The sequence below is a fragment of the Simiaoa sunii genome (assembly GCF_014337175.1).
Taxonomy (GTDB): domain Bacteria; phylum Bacillota; class Clostridia; order Lachnospirales; family Lachnospiraceae; genus Acetatifactor; species Acetatifactor intestinalis.
Genome location: NZ_CP060633.1, coordinates 2,823,661 through 2,840,156 on the forward strand (window position 1 = coordinate 2,823,661; position 16,496 = coordinate 2,840,156).

At 46.1% G+C, this 16,496-nt stretch carries 13 protein-coding genes; 5 read left to right on the plus strand and 8 right to left on the minus strand.

Going from position 1 to position 16,496, the window contains the following annotated elements; genetic code table 11:
- Window positions 1-46: 46 nt before the first annotated feature.
- Window positions 47-1,174 carry a hypothetical protein gene (locus H9Q77_RS13125; RefSeq protein WP_249325830.1) on the plus strand — a complete coding sequence of 376 codons (1,128 nt, stop codon included), beginning with the start codon at window positions 47-49 and terminating at the stop codon, window positions 1,172-1,174.
- Window positions 1,175-1,243: 69 nt separating this feature from the next.
- Here the strand turns inward: H9Q77_RS13125 and spoVG are convergent, their stop codons facing one another.
- From spoVG to H9Q77_RS13140, 3 genes are all read right to left on the minus strand, one after another.
- Window positions 1,244-1,519 (minus strand): septation regulator SpoVG, encoded by a 276-nt coding sequence (gene spoVG, locus H9Q77_RS13130; protein WP_022153747.1) that lies wholly within the window; start codon window positions 1,517-1,519, stop codon window positions 1,244-1,246.
- A gap of 75 nt (window positions 1,520-1,594) precedes the next feature.
- Window positions 1,595-2,713, minus strand: a complete 1,119-nt coding sequence (gene glgD, locus H9Q77_RS13135; RefSeq protein WP_022153748.1) for a glucose-1-phosphate adenylyltransferase subunit GlgD — start codon at window positions 2,711-2,713, stop codon at window positions 1,595-1,597.
- A 2-nt stretch (window positions 2,714-2,715) separates the two neighbouring features.
- The gene (locus H9Q77_RS13140; RefSeq protein WP_022153749.1) at window positions 2,716-3,984 is read right to left on the minus strand and encodes a glucose-1-phosphate adenylyltransferase; all 1,269 of its coding nucleotides are present in this window, start codon (window positions 3,982-3,984) and stop codon (window positions 2,716-2,718) included.
- 386 nt (window positions 3,985-4,370) lie between these two features.
- Here H9Q77_RS13140 and murC point away from each other — a divergent pair, with 386 nt between their 5' ends.
- The 4 genes from murC to H9Q77_RS13160 all read left to right on the plus strand — a co-directional run bounded on the left by murC (window position 4,371) and on the right by H9Q77_RS13160 (window position 9,441).
- Entirely contained in the window at window positions 4,371-5,768 is a 1,398-nt protein-coding gene (gene murC / locus H9Q77_RS13145) for a UDP-N-acetylmuramate--L-alanine ligase (protein WP_249325832.1), read from the plus strand.
- Between the two features lie 315 nt (window positions 5,769-6,083).
- A complete protein-coding gene (locus H9Q77_RS13150) occupies window positions 6,084-7,178 on the plus strand; it encodes a DnaD domain protein (RefSeq protein ID WP_118545745.1) in 1,095 nt (364 codons plus the stop codon).
- Between the two features lie 32 nt (window positions 7,179-7,210).
- Complete coding sequence (locus H9Q77_RS13155; RefSeq protein ID WP_249325833.1) at window positions 7,211-8,203, plus strand: ATP-binding protein; 993 nt, start codon at window positions 7,211-7,213, stop codon at window positions 8,201-8,203.
- A gap of 53 nt (window positions 8,204-8,256) precedes the next feature.
- A complete protein-coding gene (locus tag H9Q77_RS13160; protein ID WP_249325835.1) occupies window positions 8,257-9,441 on the plus strand; it encodes a ribose-phosphate pyrophosphokinase in 1,185 nt (394 codons plus the stop codon).
- 980 nt (window positions 9,442-10,421) lie between these two features.
- Here the strand turns inward: H9Q77_RS13160 and H9Q77_RS13165 are convergent.
- From H9Q77_RS13165 to H9Q77_RS13185, 5 genes are all read right to left on the minus strand, one after another.
- Window positions 10,422-10,874 (minus strand): signal peptidase II, encoded by a 453-nt coding sequence (locus H9Q77_RS13165; RefSeq protein ID WP_249325836.1) that lies wholly within the window; start codon window positions 10,872-10,874, stop codon window positions 10,422-10,424.
- 51 nt (window positions 10,875-10,925) lie between these two features.
- Window positions 10,926-11,927 (minus strand): helix-turn-helix domain-containing protein, encoded by a 1,002-nt coding sequence (locus H9Q77_RS13170; RefSeq protein WP_249325838.1) that lies wholly within the window; start codon window positions 11,925-11,927, stop codon window positions 10,926-10,928.
- 154 nt (window positions 11,928-12,081) lie between these two features.
- Window positions 12,082-12,717, minus strand: a complete 636-nt coding sequence (locus H9Q77_RS13175) for a GNAT family N-acetyltransferase (RefSeq protein ID WP_118545757.1) — start codon at window positions 12,715-12,717, stop codon at window positions 12,082-12,084.
- A gap of 90 nt (window positions 12,718-12,807) precedes the next feature.
- Window positions 12,808-14,904, minus strand: a complete 2,097-nt coding sequence (locus H9Q77_RS13180; protein WP_249325839.1) for a M28 family peptidase — start codon at window positions 14,902-14,904, stop codon at window positions 12,808-12,810.
- A 51-nt stretch (window positions 14,905-14,955) separates the two neighbouring features.
- A complete protein-coding gene (locus tag H9Q77_RS13185; RefSeq protein WP_249325841.1) occupies window positions 14,956-16,395 on the minus strand; it encodes a methyl-accepting chemotaxis protein in 1,440 nt (479 codons plus the stop codon).
- Window positions 16,396-16,496 lie beyond the last annotated feature (101 nt).

Sequence of the window (16,496 nt, forward strand, 5' to 3'; positions counted from 1 at the left end):
CGAAATGTTGTTTTAAGGGGTACTAAAGCGGGGGAGTCTTTCATCAATGAATTTATCTGATCTGAAACGAAATGCATATATGTTGCGGGGTTCTGATGCAAAACGTGGTTACATGCGCTGGTGGCATTCTTTCCAGGGCGTTTGTCCCACGACGCAGGAGACCCGCACTTTTTTTGTGGAATATAGTATTCTGAATCCGGCTCTCGGAACCACACAGCCGATTCTCGGACAACACCCCTATTACAAACGTCATGGCATGAAGCCTTCTTATGTCTGTATCAAAGCAGGCGTTTTCCCTAAGAACGGTGACGGTGGGCTGCAATTGCAGTCCTACTATCCCATGACCTCTCTACAGGTAGCACAGGATCCTTTTTATATGCAGATTGAGGAATGTGTCTTAAGTGAAAATCGCATCAGTGGTGCCATCGAGATCTCCGAGGATACCGCACGGCATCGCTCTCTGATGACCGATGCCGGCAGTTTTGTATGGGATCTGGAAATGCACAAGGCGGTAGCCTGCCATACCGGATATATTGCAAATGCGTTTTTTACGGTGATTCATGCGTTGGAAAGCTTCTGGCACGGTGAGGGAATCCGGACCTTTTTCCGCGGTACTGTTAATTTAAACGGTGTCACCTATGATATTACACCGGAGACTTCCTACGGCTATGCAGACAAGCATTGGGGACGCAGCTACAATCAGCCATGGCTGCAGTTTGCTTCCGGTCATCTGATCAGTGAACGCAGTGGTCGTGAGCTGAAACATTCCGCTCTCGCCATCGACGGCTGTTGTCCGAAGTTTTTATTTTTCCCCATGCGGCGAAGAATCCTGATGCAGCTGACTTATACCGGAGAAGATTTCGAATATCATTTCGGCAAACCGCTTACGTTGCCCCGTTGCAAATGGAAGGTAAAAGAAACCAACAAACGTTTTATCTGGCATTTCAAAGCGCAGAACCGTACTTCCGTCATACGCATCTCAGGAAGTTGCAGTAAGGAACAGATGATGCCCCTGCTCTATGAAAATCCGGATGGAAAAGTCTCTCCCGCTCCTCTATGGGAGGGCGGCACTGCTGTCGGAACCATTGAATTGTATCGAAGAGTCGGCGGTTCTTTGGAGTTAATTGACAGACTTCATTTTGAAAATGGATTGTGTGCTTATCAAAGATTTTAATTTTCCGCGTAAAAAACTGCTGCCGCAGATTTCTCTGACGACAGCAGTTTTTATATGTCTTTTGATGATTTAAATTGCCTCTTCCGGCTCTTCTAATGCTTTCTCGTAACTCTCCAGGATTACTTTCTGTAAATTCTCTCTGGTGGAAGAATTGATGGGATGTGCAATATCCCGATATTCTCCATCCGTTGCCTTCTTGCTGGGCATTGCAATGAATAATCCTTTTTCGCCTTCGATCACTTTAATATCATGCACTACGAATTCGTCATCCAGTGTAATGGATACAACCGCTTTCATCTTGCCTTCCTTGGTGATCTTACGAACACGTACATCTGTAATCTGCATTTGCTAACCCCCTTGGTATTGTTGCAGTGATCCCTACGCATTTTTCCGCCCTGCAGGCTCTCGAAATGCTACAGATCAAATGACATACCTTTCATTACGTTCTACTACGATCTTGACTTCGCCTTCTCCCACAAAGTACGAATTTGCCCGGATCGTATCACGGCTCTCCACAATACAATTCTCAATATGCGTGTTATCTCCAATATATACGTCATTGAGGATAATGGAATTCTTGATCACACAATTATTGCCAATATAGCTCTTTTTGAAAATGACGGAATTCTCTACCACACCATTCACGATACATCCGCTGGATACCAGGCTGTTGCGCACCTGGGAACCGGGATTGTATTTTGCGGGAGGCAGATCGTCTACCTTGGAATATACATCCGGATACTGTTTGAAGAAGTAATTTCTCACATCTGCTTTCAGGAAATCCATGTTGGTACTGTAATAATCGTCTACCGATGCGATATTTCTCCAGTAATCCTTGATCTTATATCCGTAGATTCTCTTCAGATCCTTGTAGCGGATCAGAATATCTCTTACAAAATCATAGCGGTCTTCCTCAGCACACTTCTCGATCATCTCAATGAGCAGTCGCCGACGTACCACATAGATACCGCAGGAGATGGTATTGGTCTTGGCCTGCAGAGGCTTTTCCTCAAATTCTTCGATACGGCTTTCCTCATTCATGCGGATCGTACCGAAACGCTCTACATTGGTACCGGCTTCCATATCGCGGCAGACTACAGTGATATCTGCCTTTTTCTCAATGTGATATTCCAGCACCTTATTGTAATCCAGCTTATATACACAGTCACCGGAAGCAATGACCACATAAGGTTCATGGCTATTCTTTAGGAAGCTGAGATTCTGATAAATAGCATCCGCTGTTCCTCTGTACCAGTTGCTGTTCTCTGCTGTCACAGCGGGAGTGAATACATACAATCCACCCTGTTTGCGTCCGAAATCCCACCATTTGGATGAGTTCAGATGTTCGTTCAGACTTCTTGCATTATACTGGGTAAATACTGCCACTTTCTGAATATGAGAGTTGGTCATGTTACTCAGTGTAAAGTCAATACTGCGGTAGCTGCCTGCGATAGGCATAGCGCATATTGCTCTCTTCTGGGAGAGTTCCCGCATTCTGTGATTGTTACCGCCTGCTAAAATAATTCCAATCGCTCTCACTGCTATTCACCTGCCTTAATTAATGTTTTGCCGCTTGCGAGCTGGGAATCCTCATAATCTGCAGCAGCTGTCACTCCGGATATCACTGAGTTTTTGCCTACGCTGATACCGTCAGGAATCACGCTCTTCTCACCGATGGTTACAAGTCCGTGGTTGTAAATATGAGGTGCAGTATCGTTCTCTGTTTCTTCACCAACACCTAATTTTACCTGATTACCTACCACAACGTTCTCTGCGATAATTGCCTTATTGATCTCGCATCCTTCACCGATCTGTGTCTGGTTCATGATAATGGAATCGCGGATCACGGTTCCCTTACCGATCGTTACGCCGCATCCGATGACGGAATTATATACCTCTCCATAGATATCGGAACCTTCGCCGATGATACTTCTCTCTACCACACTGTCCCCAGCGATGTAATCGGGGGGCTGGATCTCACTCTTGGTATAGATCTTCCAGTACTCCTCATACAGGTTGAACTCGGGCACAATATCGATCAGTTCCATATTGGCTTCCCAATAGGAGCTTAAGGTACCTACGTCCTTCCAGTAACCGGTGAACTCGTATGCATACAGCGGAGCTCCCTTTTCATGACAATAAGGAATGACATGCTTGCCGAAATCCAGTGCCGGCTGATCTGCCATAGCAATCAATGCTTCCTTTAATGTCTTCCAGTTAAATATGTAAATACCCATACTTGCAAGATTGCTTCTGGGATGTTCCGGTTTCTCTTCAAACTCGGTGATACGATGGTTCTCATCTGCGATCATGATACCGAAACGGCTTGCCTCCTCAATGGGAACCGGCATTACCGCAATGGTAACCTCTGCATTGTTGGCCTTATGGAAGTCCAACATAACTTCATAATCCATCTTATAAATATGATCTCCGGAAAGGATCAGAACATATTCGGGATTGTAGCTCTCCATATATTCCAGGTTCTGATAGATCGCATTTGCAGTACCTGTATACCATTCACTGTTGCTACTCTTCTCATAGGGAGGCAGTACGGTCACACCTCCGATATTGCGATCCAGATCCCAAGGAATACCGATCCCGATATGGGTATTCAGTCTGAGCGGCTGATACTGTGTCAGTACGCCTACCGTATCCACTCCCGAATTAATACAATTAGAAAGGGGAAAATCGATAATGCGGTACTTACCTCCAAAAGCAACGGCAGGCTTGGCAACCTTGGATGTCAGAACACCAAGACGGCTTCCCTGTCCTCCAGCCAATAGCATAGCTATCATTTCTTTCTTAATCATATCCTCACCTCTATCTAGCCTTCCACCTGTTGTAATAAATAGTCGCTTGCGGCTATTATCCGATGTATCCATCTGACTCGAAAAAGCGTCTGCTCTTTCCTTCGGATGTGATAATCTGATTATATCACACCAATACCTGAAAGTGAATATTTATTACTAGGATTTTTTGCCTTTTTACAATTTTTATATTCATTTTTTACATAATTGTCGTTCCATTTTTTATCTTTTTGTAAGTTTCTACCAGTTCCGTACAGAGCAACTTTGTGCAAAATTGTAATGTTACACATTTTTTCAAAATCATGCCTACGGATTGTTTTTTTTCGTCTATATGTATATAATGTTAATTAATAAGTAATGCCATTACATTATATTAAGGAAGTGTCAACATGTATCAGATAGACTTTAATCACCCCTCGTCCATTTATTTTGTAGGTATCGGCGGTATCAGTATGAGTGGTCTCGCAGAGATCCTTGCGGATGCCGGTTTTCGTGTCTCCGGCTCCGACCGTTCCAAAAGCCCCCTTACCGAAACTCTGGAAAGAAAGGGGATTACTGTATTTTATGGACAACGTGCCGCGAATATTACTGATGATATCGACTGCGTCGTATTTACCAGTGCGATCCATAAGGATAATCCCGAATATATCGCCACGATGGAAAAAGGCATCCCGCATCTGACCAGAGCCCAGCTCTTAGGTGAGATCATGCAGAATTACAAAACCCCCATCGCTATCAGCGGTACCCATGGCAAGACTACCACAACATCCATGGTCAGTGAGATCCTGCTGCATGCCGGCACAGATCCCACTCTGTCCATCGGTGGAATGTTAAAAAGTATCGGCGGCAATATCCGCGTAGGCAGTACCGACCTGTTCGTTACGGAAGCCTGCGAATATACCAACAGTTTTTTAAGCTTTTTCCCCAGGATCGGTATGATCTTAAATATCGAAGAGGATCATCTGGACTTTTTCAAGGATATTAACGATATCAGAAATTCTTTCCATAAGTTTGCAAAACTCCTGCCCGCAGATGGCTGTCTGATCATCAACGGTGCCATTGACAAACTGCAGGAGATCACAGGGGATCTTGACTGCCGTGTGATCACTTTTAATAAAGAAGCTGTCAACAGTGACGGTTCTACTGCAGACTATTATCCTTCGGATATTACTTATGATGAATTGGGGCATCCTTCCTTTACGCTTCATTGCCATGGCGAGGGATCCGGCAGTTTTTCCCTGCAGGTTCCCGGAGCGCACAATGTCTGCAATGCGGTAGCTTCTATTGCGTTAGCCGATCTGTTGTCGATCGACCGTGGAATTACCGCTTCCGCACTTCACGGCTTCACGGGCACGGACCGCAGATTTGAATACAAGGGAACCATCGGTGGTGTCACCATTATCGATGACTACGCGCATCATCCCACAGAGATCGCAGCCACCCTGCATGCCGCAGCCAATTACCCTCATAAGACCCTCTGGTGCGTCTTCCAGCCCCATACCTACACCAGGACCAAGGCATTTATGAAAGATTTCGCCAAAGCCTTAAGTCTGGCAGACAAGGTCGTCCTGGCAGATATCTATGCTGCCCGCGAGACTGACACCCTGGGAATCAGTTCCGAGACTCTGCAGGCAGAGATCCGGGCACTGGGTCATGAATGCTACTATTTTCCTTCTTTTGATGAAATTGAAAACTTTTTATTAGAAAACTGCATAAACGGTGACCTGTTGATAACTATGGGTGCCGGAGATGTAGTAAAAATCGGTGAAAACCTGCTCGGCAAATAGTTATCCACATTATCCACAGAGAATGTTGGGGATTATCCCTTCTTTCCCTGTGGATATTTTATTGTTTCCTTGTGGATAATTCTGTGTCGAATTTTGACGCATATTTGCCGATATATAAGCTTTTTCCGATACACCGTCTGTAGGTATCCACAATATCCACCGTTTCCACATTTTGCTTCGGGTGTCCGCAATCCCAGTGTTTACAAGGTTTTCCGGCAAATTGACTATTTCTTTTTCACAGGTCTTATGCTATACTTGGTCTTACTTTGAAAAAGGAATGATTTGTGAAATTTGTGAAAGAAGGTATTGTGTGTTATGGCACGAATAGCGCTCTATAAGGATAATTATGCAGATTCGACGGTAGTGTCCAATCTGTTTATTGATGAATATATGAAGGATGCCAACGACGCACAGCTGAAGGTCTATTTCTATCTGCTGCGCATGCTGAATGCGGATCAGGCCATCAGTGTGTCCGGAATTGCGGACAAGTTCAACCACACGGAAAAGGATGTGATCCGTGCATTGAAATATTGGGAGAAGCAGCAGATTCTGGATCTGGACTTTGATGAGAATAAGGCTCTGGTAGGTATCCATCTCCGTGATCTGAGCGCCCAGGCCACCCCTGCCCCCCAGCACAATGTACTGTTAACTTCCGGTTCCGTACAGGCGCAGAATACTGCAGGAAGCTCCATGATCAGCGCTGCTGCACAGCGTGTGCAGACTGCACCGCAGGAGACAACTCCTGTCTATACTAAGCCCGCCTATTCCCTAGATCAGTTGCGGGAATTTAAAGAGAGAGAAGAGACTTCCCAACTTTTGTTCATCGCAGAAGCATATATCGGTAAGCCTCTGACTCCCTCCGAGATCAAAACGATTCTGTTCTTCACAGATGTGCTGCATTTTTCGGATGATCTGATCGATTATCTGCTGCAGTACTGTGTAGAACGCGGAAAGAAAGATTTCAAATACATAGAAAAAGTTGCTGTCAACTGGGCAGAGGAAGGCATTACCACGCCGAAGCAGGCGCAAAAATTCTCTACCCGTTACGATAAAAGTGTCTATTCCATCATGAACAGCTTAGGACGCAGTACTGCTCCCACAGCAAAGGAACTGGAATTTATCAATCGCTGGACCAGAGAGTATGGCTTCAGTACTGATATTATATTAGAGGCCTGTGAGCGTAGTTCCCTCGCTACGGACAGACACCGTTTTGAGTATGCCGAAGGTATTTTAAGCAGCTGGAAGAACGCAGGAATCCATCACAAGTCGGATATCCAACAGGCGGATGCCACTTACCAGAAGAAAAAGGCCACAAAGCCTGCTCCTGCCGCATCCTCTAACCGTTTCACGCAATTTGCCCAGAACAGTTATGACTTTGCCGCTCTGGAAAAAGAGATCTTGAGTAACTAACCGAAATATTTGCAGGTAAAGGGGAGCATGTCGTGTCACTGACTAACGCACAATACAATTCCATTATGAAAGACTATGAACAGACCAGGGACCGCAATCGTCATCTAACGGAACAGCGCCGTCTGGAGGTCTATACAAAGCTTCCGGAATACGGCAGGCTGGACGAATCTGTTGGTGAACTCTCCGTAGCCCAGGCAAAGCTTTTATTAAACGGCGATGATGAGGCGCTTACCAGGCTGCGTCTTTCTCTGAAGGACATTTCCCGCCGAAAAAAAGAATTGCTCGTCTCGGCCGGTTATCCCGTCGATTATTTAGAACCGGTCTACACCTGCCCGGACTGTAAGGATACCGGTTATATCGAAGGTGACAATGGTCTTCGCAAAAAATGTCATTGTTTTCATCAGCAGGAACTGGATATTCTCTATGAACAGTCTCATATCCGGGATATGATCGCTTCCGAGAATTTTTCCAACCTGTCTTACGAATACTATCAGGGCGAAGATCTGGCGCATTTCCGAAAATGCGTCGATGTCTGTCACAATTTTGTACAAAACTTCAAACAAGACTACCACAATTTATTCTTTTATGGTACAGTAGGTACTGGCAAAAGCTTTTTGTCGGGATGCATCGCCAGTGAATTGCTGCAGAGCGGGCATTCCGTGATCTATTTCAGTGCTTCCGGGTTATTTGATACCCTTGCGCGTTATACTTTTGACGCCAGGGCAAAGGAAGCCCTCTCCGGATTCTACGAGGATATCTACAACTGTGATCTGCTGATCATTGATGACCTCGGTACGGAGATGACCAATACTTTTGTGGCATCCCAGCTGTTCTCCTGTCTGAACGAGAGACATCTGCGCCAAAAAGCTACCATCATCTCCACGAACTTAAGTCTGGAGGAATTGCGCGACCGATATTCCGACCGGGTATTTTCCCGCATTACCAGTCATTACGATTTGTGTAAGCTCACCGGTCCCGATATCCGTATGTGCAAAAAGCGTATGCAGAATGCATCTGACAATTAATTATTTTATTGTAACCGAACAGTATACAGAATCAGAAAGTGAGGATTACCCCAATGGCGAATCGTGAAGAAAAAAGAAATCTGGAGACTATCCCTGTCGGCTCTCTGGGCATTATTTCCCTGCCCGGCTGTAAGCCCTTAGGAGAAAAGGTAGACCAGTATCTTGTAAAATGGAGAGCTGAGAGAGAAAGCGAGCATAAAGAATCTCTGGCATTTGCAGGTTATCAGAGAGATTCCTATCTGCTGGATGCAAAGGTGCCCCGTTTCGGTTCCGGTGAAGCAAAAGGTCAGATCTTAGAATCCGTCCGCGGTACCGATCTCTACCTGTTAGTAGATGTACTGAACTACTCCATGACTTATTCCCTGTGCGGTAATGAGAATCATATGTCTCCCGATGATCACTATCAGGATCTGAAGCGTATCATCGCAGCTGTTGGTGGTAAAGCCCGTCGTATCACGGTCATTATGCCTTTCCTGTACGAGAGCCGTCAGCACAAGAGAACTTCCCGTGAGTCTCTGGACTGTGCGCTGGCACTGCAGGAGCTGGTAAGCATGGGTGTAGACAACATCATCACTTTCGATGCTCACGATCCTCGTGTACAGAATGCAATTCCTCTGCACGGTTTCGAGACTGTACAGCCTGCATACCAATTTATCAAGGGTCTGCTCCGCAATGTGAAGGATCTGCAGTTAGATTCCAACCACATGATGGTCATCAGCCCGGACGAAGGCGGTATGGGACGTGCTATTTATGTAGCCAACGTTTTAGGTCTGGATATGGGTATGTTCTATAAGAGAAGAGATTACACCCGCATCGTCAACGGTCGTAACCCCATCGTAGCTCATGAGTTCCTGGGCACTAGCGTAGAGGGCAAGGATATGATCATCATTGATGATATGATCTCCTCCGGCGAAAGCATGCTGGAAGTAGCCGCTGCTCTGAAGGAGCGCAAGGCAAATAAGATCTTCGTCTTCTCCACCTTTGGTCTCTTCACCAACGGTCTGGACAAGTTCGACAAAGCTTATGAGAACGGCATCATCGATAAGGTACTGACCACCAACCTGATCTATCAGACTCCGGAATTACTTCAGAGAGAATGGTACATTAACTGCGATATGAGTAAGTACATCGCTTACATCATCGATACTTTGAACCACGATTCTTCCATCAGTGATCTGCTGAATCCGAATGAGAGAATTCAGAACATCGTTGCAAAATATAAGAAGGGTGAGCTGTAAAGCTCACCCTTCTTATATTAACTTGAAAGTTAGTGAAGAAGCCACGAACGCCCACGGCGAACGGAATGTCCTTCCTCGATGTGAGGTCTCCCGGTGGGAATTTTCTAACGAAAAGTGAGTAGCGGTTCTAATCCGTACGGGCACGGCTCCAGTTGCCATCCATGGCAACATCCGCCTGTCTTTCAACACTTTTCGAGAAAATATCACCACCTCCCGACAAACATCTTCGGAAGGACATTCCATCCGCCGTGGCGTTCTGTGTTTTGGGTCTATACAGAAAAACTGAGTTGTAAGATACAAAATTCGCTGCAAATAACGCATAAAAAGCTGAATATGGGTCTATAGGGAAAAAACTGGCTCTAAGATACTCATTTTGAAGAAATTGAGTATCTAGAAAGCAAATTTTTCGCTATAGACCCATAATGTCTAGTTTTTGTTTTTACCCGTCCCAAAAAGTACCTACAAGGAAATTTATCTTCTATAGACCCATGAAGTTTTTCAAAAAACAGTAGCCCGCAGTTAGGGGGAGCTGTTTGCATGTGTTTCCTACTTTTTTGCACATACCTAATTCTTGTTTTTGAATTGTCCGCATGTATTTCTTGATTTTTTGCACATACTAGATTCTTGTTTTTAATTTCCGCACATGTATTCTCAAATGCTCTGCCTAAATAATTGGGATGTTTTTCATAACCCAGCAGAAAAGGACTGCTCCCTCGGGCGTAGATGCGGCGGAGACTGTGAGATTTTCTTGGAAAGTGGTTGAGCCGCAGGGGCAACGCGAACACGATGTTCGCGTTAGCCAAGCCATGCTTGCATGGCTTTTGGTGCACATGGATGGCAGCGTAAAGGCGGCCCCGTCATGATGAGAAGCACTTGGCCACTTTCCTTTAGAAAATCCACAGTTGTAGCTAGCATCCGAGTCCGGGGCGGGCAGCCCTTTCTGCGTGGATTTTAGAACAACTATTTCATTAACTCTCAATTTACAGCATTCCAAGCGCCGATAGCAACGCACCGATGATAATGCAGAAATCCGAACAGTTGAATACAATCTTGCGGAATGCCTGCCATTTCACCGGGAAACTCACGTAGTCCACCACGTAACCTCTGCGGAGGCGGTCATAGGTATTGCTGAATGCACCACCAAGCAACAGCGCCAGACCCAGTCGCAGCAAATTGTTGCCCCGACGTCCCAGACTCACAATAAAGACAACGGTCAATATCAGTGTAAATGCCAGTGAAACAGCAGCCACCAGACGCCTTCTCTTCTGTCCGGCATTGAGCATCATGCCTTTGTTATGATGCTTGCGGATCAGAAATTTTCCCTTGCAGATTGCTCGTTCGTCCCGCTTATCCACATGCGACTCTATATAATTTTTCAGGAAAAAATCTCCCCAGAAAATTCCTGCCAGTATCACAAGGCATACCACTGTCATATAATATTCCGCTCCTTTTTCACGCCGGCCGTATTTCCCATTGTAATCCGCTTATTCGCGCTCTGCTTTCCGATTCTTTATCTTCAGAAACGCCAGAAGTGCCCCATACAATACTCCAGCCACAGGCCATACAACCCAGGTAATGTCCCAACGCATCGTCGGCAGGCTGATAGCCAGATAAACCGCTGTCCAGACACACCAGTAAATTGCTGTCACATGCTCATACTTCCGGTTGACTGCCTTATTCTCCACAGTATAATCCCCCTCCTGAAGCAATTTCTGAAAACCGCCCCAGATAATACCGGACCAAACGAACAGCCATACAGCGATCGCCACTACAATGAGCAAAACATCCGTAGCGAGGATTACCGCATAACCATTATTCCCGAAAAAAATGGATACTATCAGCAAAGGTACCACTCCCAGGATACACAATACAACACCCAGGGTTATGCAGATCCGGTAGGTTCCCGCAAAGGTTTCTTTTGCTTTCTCCACGATTCCGGATACCCCATATTGCAGTGTCAGCTTTTCTTTTTCCAGATATTCATATTTATTGTATGGGATTCCGGTGAGAAGAAATACCGCCACCGCAACTACCACCATCAGTAATAGTACAATAAGACCGATTCCTCCCGCAACATTTTCTGTGACAGCTCCTCTTTTGGCACCTGCCATTCCCAACAACCACAACAATACAACAGGAGAGAGCACACATAAGGATACTGCCGGAGCAATGTGGGCAGCATATTTTTTCGTAGCTTCCAAAAACGTATTGGCTTCCTCCACCGTGATCACTTTTCCCTCTGTGATCTCCGGTGTCATTCCATCGGCGAATTCCGTCTCTTCCATTTCATCTTTTAATAAGTAATCCGTAGTAACTCCGAACAGCTGGCTCATACTGACAATGCGTTCCAGATCCGGGATTGAGGCTCCACTCTCCCATTTAGATACGGACTGTCTGGAAATGTCCAGGCGTTCTGCCAGCTCCTCCTGGGACCACCCATATTTTTTACGCAACATTACTATTTTTTCTGACAGGATCATTTTCATTCTCTCCTTCTTTTATCAATGTTTTCTTGTGCACACATAGATCGTCGACATAGGAAAATCATAACAAAAGAGCCGGTTGACAACTACCAAGTGCCCTTGAAATTTTGTCAACCGGCAGTTGCGTTTCCGGATTTTTCTGAAATTTTCAGCAATATTATTGTACTTCACGGATCAGACAGTATTGCTTTAACGGGAAATTCTTCTCCATCACACCATATACTTTGAATCCGAACTTTTCATAGAATTCCACGTTTTTTGGATTATGTGTTTCGAGGGAGATCATCAGTTTGTGCTTCTGGGCATAGTCAATGGCTTCCTCTAAAAGTTCTGCCGCAATTCCGTGATGCTGCATGGCGGGATCCACCGCCAGATAAATGATGTGCAGCCGTTGGTTCTGATGCAGCTGATCCGTCCAGCTGGAATTGAGATAATCCTCACCCTTCATAAAATTCCGAAAAGTCTTTAACGAAGGATCCTCCTTGATCAGATAGGAATCCGTCTGCAAAGCAGCCACAGCCTCCGTAAAATAGAGCTGAAATACATTGTACGGTTCCGCCTCATCCGATACTACCAGCACGCTGTTCAATTCCGCGCTGTCTGCGAAGATTTCACAGGTTGCATAAAATTCATCCATATCACATTTAAACAGCTCCGGCATCAGATTTTTACGGACTTCCGGATCCGGAATCAGCGTCTCGTACAACGGATCGTGTGCGAAGCACTGATTCAGCATTTTCTCCACTTTCGGAAGATCTTCCTTCTGCACACGATATAGCTTATCACTTTCCATAATTGTATTTACTGTTATCTCCTTATTATGATGATGTCAGTCCCCAGCTTTGTTGTCTGTGGATCGTTCCGTGCTCTGCTCTCGCCATCCTTACAATTCGAAGATCTCTGTCACAGATTTCTCCATTTGCTGCATGATATTCATCAGGCTGACCACAAGCTTGCTACATGCATGCTCCAGGCTGGCAATTTCTTCCCGGTAGTCCATTTCCTTCATACCGGATCCCGTCAATGCCTCCAGATGTTTTTCTTTTTGGAGAAGCTGCTTGACCGTTCCATATAGATTTTCATGCTCCGGCAGCCTTCCGTAGCCCCATTTCAGGCGATCCTTCGGCTGGTGGAATACATAATCCGTAAAATGACTATATACCTCTTCATCAAAATTAAAGGCATAGGCATTGTTATCTACCTGATAAAGCTTGCGAAGCGCGGAGGAAAGTCTCTGTTCCTTTAGATTTCTCACCGCTCCGCCCAGAAGTCTTAAATTCGTACTGCATATTTCATGAGGATACAGCACATTTCCGTACCAGTCAATCCGCACAAAAGCATCCTGTTCCTGCTTAAACCTTGCAAGCAGCTTCTGTTCCAGCGGTCTGGTCTGCCGGAAAAGTCCCTCCGCCTCGTCGTATTTTCCATCTCTAAGCAGCTGTTTGTAGTTACGGTTGTATTCCTCTACCGCTTCGTATTGCTCCCGGCATCTTCTGAGTGCTTGGTCACTTAAAGTCTCCAGTTCCTCAATTTTTTCAAGCAAGGCCCGCTTTTTCTCTCCCAGCTGCCCCGCCACATCGGCACGGTAGCAGATCTCCCGGCACTGTTCCAGTCCCTTGCGAATCCGCTGTACCACCGGTGAAAACTGTAACGGCACCACTGCCGTCTCATCGAGTGCCAGGATCAGCAGGGCAAACAGCTCGTGATGCAGACGATATACCTGTTCATCATAAAACTCATCGTTATCAAACTGGGAATGATAATGAGTCTCCATAAAGCTTCCGCCGGTGAAATCGTTTACCATAGACGGTACACCTGCAATCGCCATGGAAAAATCATCCGACCAGGTCTCGATCGGAGATGTCACTGCTGTCTCTTCCGGATAGGCCATCGTCAGATTCGGCAGATCCGCCAGATATTCCTCCAGGAAGCTGACATATTCATAGCAGCTGCGGATTCTTGCTCTGGTGCCATGTGCCAACGCAGGAAGCTCAAAATTCAGGTCCGCGATCACCTTGCCCACCCATTCGGGATGTGCGGTGAATATCTGCTCATAAGCTCCTGTGGACCAGTCGAAATTAGAATCCACCACGCCCCATTCCTCGGATGCCATGGCACAGATCACAATGGTATTGTTCGGTTGGAAACCACTGTCCTGCAACGCCTTTGCAATACCAAACATGAGAGCGACCGCTGTATTGTCATCCTGGAATCCGTCAAAGTAGGAATCATAGTGTGCAGACAAAAGCACCATACGGTCAGGATGTTTCCCGGGGATCCTTCCTACAATATTATAAGTCGTGCAGTTTCTGGTCACCCTGGATTCCGCATCAAAGGTGACCGTTATTTCCTCCTGATCACGCAGCAGCTCCAACAGGCCTGCCGCATCTTTTCTGGAAATGGAAAAAGCGGGAGCATCCTCCGGTCCGGCGATATCCTGTGCATTCAGAGCTTCATCGTCGATTTCGCCGTAGCCGCCGCTCTGCACTGCGATCAGGGCTGCGGCTCCTTTCAGATGTGCCTGGTATACCGGATAATTGATCCACCACTCATCTCTCTGGTTAATCTCCACCAATACCAGTTTATCCCTGACATCTTTTCCCTGATAGTCCGTCTCCGTTCCTTTTCCCAAATACATCATGGAAAATTCCTTCGGACCATCGGTGACAAAGGTTGTCTGATAGGCTCCCAGCTCTGCTGACACGGTCTCCCCGACTGCATTCGTGTAGCTTAACGCTGCCTTATGAAATTCCCAGCCGTCTACCGTCACAGCATCCTTGGTAACCTCGGACAGTCCGATTTTTTCCATTTCTGTCTTAAGCATCTCTCCGGTCTCAAATTCTGCCTTAGAACCCGCCGGGCGATACCCCAGTGTCGGATGTGACCGGTATTGCTCCATTCGTTTTGCCAGTTCATACGAATACGGTATATCCAGATTCTGTAACACCTTTTTCTGTAAAGTCACCCCGTTGTCATGCATATTCTGTCACTCCTGTTTCTATCCTGTTCGTTCTGTCACAGGAACCGTTACTTATTTTTTTACCATAGAATTCATATTTTCAGTAATTTTCTGCAGAATCTCTCTGTTTCTCTCTTCCGCTTCCAGTGTCTCACTGGCATGGGCGGATACTTCTTCCGTAGTCGCTGAGATTGTCTGAATGGAATCCACGATCTCCTGGTTGGCTGTTTTCAGAGCTTCTACTATCTGAAGCATCTCTCCCAGATTATCCACGATCGTATAACTGCTGTCTTCAATTGCTGTGAAGCTGTCCGCCGCACGCATCGTTCCTTCCCTTTGGCTGCCGATGCCATCTATCATCTGGCGAATGACCGTTACCACTTCTCCTATCGCTCCGGATACATTTTGGATCAGCTCTGCGATATTGCCGGTAGCATCCTTTGTCTGAGTGGCCATTCCCGAAATCTCCGTCGCCACTACGGAGAAACCGCGGCCGGCTTCACCGGCTCTGGCTGCTTCTATGCTGGCATTCAGCGCCAGAAGACTGGTCTGATTCGCTATTTTGCTGATGATTTCCACGATGGAATGCATCTCCTGCATATAATGATCCAGCGTTTCCAGCTTCTGTGCCGCCAGCTCACTGTTCCTTGCAGAATCCTCTGCCTGCTCCTTCAGACCTGTCATCTCTTCTTTTCCGGCATCCAGTATTTCTATCGTATGTTCCATATTGTTTCCGATCGTCTCTGCCACTTCACTCACGGTATTTACTTTTTCCTGAATAGCCTCCGTCTGTGCCGTCTGCTGCTGAATCGCCGCGGCAGACTCACCGGAACCTGCAGACACCTCCTCCATGGCTATTTTTGTGCTGTCAAAGGCAGTTTCCAGTTTATTCAATTCCGCTGTGATATCAGCTACTGAAGTCTCCATCCGGCTGCTCATTTCCATGACCTCACGTAAGGTTGCTTCCGTGCGGTCCTGCGCAGCTGTAATGCTCTCTATATTTTCATCAGTGTTCTTCTGGTTGGATATGGTAGCATAGATGGATGTAATGCACAGCAGAATCATTACCGAAATCTGTATAAATCCTGCGTTCTGCCCCAGATAGCCAAATCCACCCTGTGTGGCTCCCAGAAGCACCACCAGGACATTCTCTATCATCGTCCCCACATTAATAAGCGCAAATGCTTTGACATCATGATATGGCATGACTGCAAACATCATGGGAATTACAAATGCATACACCATATTGCACTGCGCTGTAAAAAGCAGCACCGTATAAAACAGTGCGAATCCGATCATTGACAGATGTTTTATAGCTTTTGTCGCATGATCCCTCTTCCAACAAATAAACTCTGCCACAACCGGTATGATTCCAAGAAGTATTAGCACTGCTAACACCGGAGCCGATACTGTGTGTTCAATGAATCCGATCACGCTAATGAAAAGCATACATGCATTGATCACACCATGTGCTATCATAGCCACCCGGTTACTTCGTTCCATCTCTTTCATTTGCATTCTCCTTCTATCCCGTATGATATATTCATTCCTTACATCCCTTATATTGTAATTCATGATGGTATCTCCGTCAATAAACCACACGAAAATGCAGT

What these genes read in the sequence shown, in the direction of transcription:
- H9Q77_RS13125 (WP_249325830.1), top strand. Translation starts at nt 47, where the DNA reads ATGAATTTATCTGATCTGAAACGAAATGCATATATGTTGCGGGGTTCT.
- spoVG (WP_022153747.1), bottom strand. Translation starts at nt 1,519, where the DNA reads ATGCAGATTACAGATGTACGTGTTCGTAAGATCACCAAGGAAGGCAAG.
- H9Q77_RS13140 (WP_022153749.1), bottom strand. Translation starts at nt 3,984, where the DNA reads ATGATTAAGAAAGAAATGATAGCTATGCTATTGGCTGGAGGACAGGGA.
- murC (WP_249325832.1), top strand. Translation starts at nt 4,371, where the DNA reads ATGTATCAGATAGACTTTAATCACCCCTCGTCCATTTATTTTGTAGGT.
- H9Q77_RS13150 (WP_118545745.1), top strand. Translation starts at nt 6,084, where the DNA reads ATGGCACGAATAGCGCTCTATAAGGATAATTATGCAGATTCGACGGTA.
- H9Q77_RS13160 (WP_249325835.1), top strand. Translation starts at nt 8,257, where the DNA reads ATGGCGAATCGTGAAGAAAAAAGAAATCTGGAGACTATCCCTGTCGGC.
- H9Q77_RS13165 (WP_249325836.1), bottom strand. Translation starts at nt 10,874, where the DNA reads ATGACAGTGGTATGCCTTGTGATACTGGCAGGAATTTTCTGGGGAGAT.
- H9Q77_RS13170 (WP_249325838.1), bottom strand. Translation starts at nt 11,927, where the DNA reads ATGAAAATGATCCTGTCAGAAAAAATAGTAATGTTGCGTAAAAAATAT.
- H9Q77_RS13175 (WP_118545757.1), bottom strand. Translation starts at nt 12,717, where the DNA reads ATGGAAAGTGATAAGCTATATCGTGTGCAGAAGGAAGATCTTCCGAAA.
- H9Q77_RS13180 (WP_249325839.1), bottom strand. Translation starts at nt 14,904, where the DNA reads ATGCATGACAACGGGGTGACTTTACAGAAAAAGGTGTTACAGAATCTG.
- H9Q77_RS13185 (WP_249325841.1), bottom strand. Translation starts at nt 16,395, where the DNA reads ATGAAAGAGATGGAACGAAGTAACCGGGTGGCTATGATAGCACATGGT.